Consider the following 4,569-nt stretch of genomic DNA (forward strand, 5'->3'; position numbering starts at 1 on the left):
GGCTCTGTTGCAAAAAATAGCGTTGGCTAGAGTAAATCTCTGATATTTTTGATTATGCGGTGTAAATATCGAATTGTCTTTCAATAAGACGGATTTCTCCTATGAGACCTTGCCCATATTTCCATGCATCCATCTGTCCTTTCTTGAACATGTGCATGAGTTCAAACCCCTTGATCGTTGCATAGGCGGTCTTCATGGATTTGAACCCGCGTACGGGATTTATCAGCTGTTTGAGTTTTCCATGATCAGCCTCGACAATATTGTTCAAGTACTTTACCTGCCGGTGTACCGTATCCTCAGGGCATTTCCCTTCTTCCTTCAACTCATCAATGGCAGGACCGAAAGTCGGCGCTTTATCTGTATTAATTGTCTGCGGATGTGCCCATGGTTTTATGGATTTGAGCGCTTTGCCTAGAAACCGTTTGGCGGCTTTCTTATTACGGGTAGGTGAAAGATAGAAATCAATCGTGTCACCGTGCTTATCAATAGCTCGGTACAAATATGTCCATTTCCCTTTAACCTTCACATAGGTTTCATCTACCCGCCAGCTGTAGCCCATCGTCGGCTTGTAGTACCACCGCATGCGTTTTTCCATTTCGGGTGCATAATGTTGAACCCAACGATAAAGCGTTGTGTGATCGACTTCAAATCCACGCTCCAACATCATTTCTTCCAATTCACGATAGCTAATTCCGTACTTGCAGTACCATCTAACACAACCCAGGATTACACCGCCCTGGTAATGTCGCCATTTGAAATCCGACATTGAGAAATACCCTGAAAAAATTCAATAATGCACCAATTTTCTTATTTTTTGCAACAGAGCCGAATGAAAAGCTGTTTGCCCTATGCGACGCATTCAACGATGCCTATACAACAGAGATCGTCCAAATAAACTGGAGCCAAGACGAGAAAACTCGGGCGTCCGTACGCGCCGATGCCGATACTACCATTCAGCTATCTAATCAATACGTCGCTCGCATCGTAGAAAACAATAGTCGCATCATGGAGATTTTGGAAAAAGGGTGGCATCTCGTTGACACCGAAGACATCGAGGAATTTGCGCAGTTTCAAGTTGACTTCACCCGTTTCAAGACCGAGGTTGAGGGAGGATTGAAAACCCCCTTCAGCATTTACGAGGCGGTTGGCGGTGTTTCGTACATGCGCCCGTCAATGATAGGGCTCGTCAAAAAAAAGGCTCGTGCCAAACATGATCGATTACGCGAACTTATGCGTTCATAGTGGTGCTGAATGAAGTGGGAACAGACATCGGTTTTCTGCTAGATAAAAAACCGTGGTTTGGTCTCTGTTTTGCTGTTTTGCTGTTTTGTTATAGGAAGCACAAAAACCATTTCCCACGCCCTGCCGTATCAGCCCGTTACGGCAGAGCATTTACAAGCATCTTCGATAATGTTTTAGGTCATTCTATTTTTTGGTGAGCGGTTGCACGCCTGAGACCCCCGTGCCCTTGGCGTGTCTTAGCACCGGATAGAACTGGGTGAAGACATGGTCATCTTTGGCATCAGCTTTGTGACAGGCCGCGCATTCCTCAGTAGGCAGATTTTTAGCTGCAGTTACTAATTCCATATCCGGCACATAAAAAATGTAGAACGCCCAATTTCCAGGTTCGCCAGGGAAACGTCCGGAGTCTTTAACGGAAGCCTCCAAGCCAATATAGTCTCCCATGAAGTAACCGTTACCACTGCCAGGGCCTTTGCGCTCTCCGACACTGATTAATTCTTTGACGGTCATGGCACCATCTCGAAATTCACCGGTTTTTTTCCAGTGCGCGTAGCTGCCAGGGTCAAGATAAACCGTCCGGATTTCAGCAAAAGGGGCCTTGCCTTCATTCATTTCATTGGGAGTGACCTGCGTACCTACCATAACCCATTCACGGTAGTTTTGCGGCAGTAACAGCTCGCCGGCTTCGTTATACTTTGCAGGCCCGGCGGTGAATGCGGTATTTGAAGTCAGTCCCAATATCAGGAATATCGCAAAAATCAGAGCCGAATACTTGAATGGATGTTTAAGTCTCATATGAATTCCTTTAGTGCTTGTTGAAATAAAAATTCTGGTACAGCAGTTTAATCGGTATGTTGCTATATTGATCAGGATGCAAGCCGCGCGCAAGTGTACCGATATTGCTATTTTTGTGTCAACAAGGAGTCTTTTTCAGCATGAAATACGTTTGAGGAACACTTCCACCGAGCAATGCGCCTGCGCGATCAGATTGCAGATACTGTCGTCATGAGATATCAGCTCAAACAGAGCGATACAATGGGGACATACCGTAACTTTCCCCTGTTTTCCTACTTTCCTGCGCTGACTTGGAGCAACGCAATTCTCTAGCGCACAGGCTATAGTTGCACATCAGGTTTCTTGTTTTCCCATCATGAATCACTCAAAACTGCCAAAGACCATCGTTGCTCTCGGACTGGTCAGTCTGTTCATGGACATTTCCTCGGAGATGATCCACAGCCTGTTACCGCTGTTTCTGGTCACCGTGCTGGGCGCGAGCGCCTTGTCGGTCGGCTTTATCGAAGGCATCGCCGAAGCCACGGCTTCCATCGCCAAGGTTTTTTCTGGCGTAATTTCAGACTGGATGGGACGCAGAAAACTGCTGATTCTGCTCGGCTATGGGCTGGCGGCGCTCACTAAGCCGCTGTTTCCACTGGCGCAAGGCATAGGCGCGGTGCTGACCGCACGATTTATTGACCGCATCGGCAAGGGTATACGTGGCGCGCCGCGCGATGCACTGATTGCCGATGTCACGCCACCGGAAATTCGCGGCGCGGCGTATGGCTTGCGCCAGGCGATGGATGCCGTAGGCAGCTTTGCCGGGCCGCTGCTGGCAATGGTACTGATGGCGACGACACAAAACAACTTTCGCTTAATCTTTTGGGTGGCCGTGCTGCCGGCGATCATCTGCGTACTGCTGATTATTTTTGGTGTTGAAGAGCCTGAGGCCACGCGTCCGACAATAAAAATTCGCTCACCGTTACGCCGCGAAAACCTGTGTCGATTTGAGCCCCGTTTCTGGTGGCTGGTAACGTTCGCAGCCCTGCTCACCTGCGCGCGATTTTCCGAAGCCTTTTTGCTGTTGCGCGCCGAGAATGTCGGACTGGCAGTGACTTGGGTGCCAGCCATGCTGATTGTGATGAATGTCATGTATGCCCTCAGTGCCTACCCATTCGGGAAATTTTCCGACAATGGCGGACGGCATCGCTTGCTGATGTGGGGCATTGCCTTGCTGATTGCATCTGACGTGGTGCTGGCGCTGGCTGACAACTTCTGGCTGGTCGGCCTGGGTGCTGCCATCTGGGGTCTGCATATGGGCGCAACACAGGGCCTGCTCTCGGTGCTGGTGGCCGATGCCGCACCGGCCAATTTGCGCGGCACGGCGTTCGGCGTGTTCAATCTGGTCAGCGGCCTGGCGCTGCTCGCCGCCAGCGTGCTTGCCGGTGGTTTGTGGACAGTCTTTGGCCCGGCGATAACGTTTTATGCAGGCGCGGCGATTGCCGCCGTGGCTTTGCTAGGCTTGCTGGCGAAGTTAGAATTTTACGAATAGATATGCCTAGATTAGCCATTCTGTTGAATGCGGACACACTAATTCATGCTTCTGTTTTTTGCTGTGGAAGTGCGCGTGCTTTCATGGCATTATCAAAAGTACGCTTGTAGCATTGCACAGCAAGACTTGGCAATATCTTCGATTAAATACCTAGTCTGGTATAGAACCTTGCGCGGTAATAGCCTGGAGGTACTCGGGGTAGATCAACTCCGCTACAGGCCGATCTGAGGAATTTCCCACGTGTTGGGCTAACAGCTGGTCGTGATGTGCGATGTGTTTGGTTAACCAATCAGAGAGAAAATAGGGCTCTGTTGCAAAAAATAGCGTTGGCTAGAGTAAATCTCTGATATTTTTGATTATGCGGTGTAAATATCGAATTGTCTTTCAATAAGACGGATTTCTCCTATGAGACCTTGCCCATATTTCCATGCATCCATCTGTCCTTTCTTGAACATGTGCATGAGTTCAAACCCCTTGATCGTTGCATAGGCGGTCTTCATGGATTTGAACCCGCGTACGGGATTTATCAGCTGTTTGAGTTTTCCATGATCAGCCTCGACAATATTGTTCAAGTACTTTACCTGCCGGTGTACCGTATCCTCAGGGCATTTCCCTTCTTCCTTCAACTCATCAATGGCAGGACCGAAAGTCGGCGCTTTATCTGTATTAATTGTCTGCGGATGTGCCCATGGTTTTATGGATTTGAGCGCTTTGCCTAGAAACCGTTTGGCGGCTTTCTTATTACGGGTAGGTGAAAGATAGAAATCAATCGTGTCACCGTGCTTATCAATAGCTCGGTACAAATATGTCCATTTCCCTTTAACCTTCACATAGGTTTCATCTACCCGCCAGCTGTAGCCCATCGTCGGCTTGTAGTACCACCGCATGCGTTTTTCCATTTCGGGTGCATAATGTTGAACCCAACGATAAAGCGTTGTGTGATCGACTTCAAATCCACGCTCCAACATCATTTCTTCCAATTCACGATAGCTAAAAATGGC

The 4,569-nt window shown here is 48.7% G+C and carries 6 protein-coding genes; 3 read left to right on the forward strand and 3 right to left on the reverse strand.

Going from position 1 to position 4,569, the window contains the following annotated elements:
• Positions 1 to 52: 52 nt before the first annotated feature.
• Entirely contained in the window at positions 53 to 766 is a 714-nt protein-coding gene (locus tag NSMM_RS13405) for an IS6 family transposase (protein WP_090288019.1), read from the reverse strand.
• Between NSMM_RS13405 and NSMM_RS13410 the strand changes: the two genes are divergently transcribed.
• Positions 766 to 1,242, forward strand: coding sequence for a hypothetical protein (locus NSMM_RS13410; RefSeq protein WP_090288216.1), 477 nt, complete (start codon positions 766 to 768; stop codon positions 1,240 to 1,242). The two genes, NSMM_RS13405 and NSMM_RS13410, sit on opposite strands and share 1 nt — an antisense overlap.
• Entirely contained in the window at positions 1,242 to 1,439 is a 198-nt protein-coding gene (locus tag NSMM_RS16240) for a hypothetical protein (RefSeq protein ID WP_218121139.1), read from the forward strand. The genes NSMM_RS13410 and NSMM_RS16240 overlap by 1 nt, the downstream gene beginning before the upstream one ends.
• Here the strand turns inward: NSMM_RS16240 and NSMM_RS13415 are convergent.
• On the reverse strand, positions 1,426 to 2,037 hold the full coding sequence (locus NSMM_RS13415) for a cytochrome P460 family protein (protein WP_090288218.1): 612 nt from the start codon (positions 2,035 to 2,037) through the stop codon (positions 1,426 to 1,428). The genes NSMM_RS16240 and NSMM_RS13415 overlap by 14 nt on opposite strands.
• Positions 2,038 to 2,392: 355 nt before the next feature.
• Here NSMM_RS13415 and NSMM_RS13420 point away from each other — a divergent pair, with 355 nt between their 5' ends.
• Positions 2,393 to 3,568, forward strand: coding sequence for an MFS transporter (locus NSMM_RS13420; protein WP_090288220.1), 1,176 nt, complete (start codon positions 2,393 to 2,395; stop codon positions 3,566 to 3,568).
• Between the two features lie 356 nt (positions 3,569 to 3,924).
• Here the strand turns inward: NSMM_RS13420 and NSMM_RS13425 are convergent.
• A partial coding sequence (locus NSMM_RS13425; RefSeq protein WP_090288222.1) for an IS6 family transposase occupies positions 3,925 to 4,569 on the reverse strand: 645 nt, incomplete at its 5' end.

Source organism: Nitrosomonas mobilis (assembly GCF_900103035.1).
GTDB classification, from domain to species: Bacteria; Pseudomonadota; Gammaproteobacteria; order Burkholderiales; family Nitrosomonadaceae; genus Nitrosomonas; species Nitrosomonas mobilis.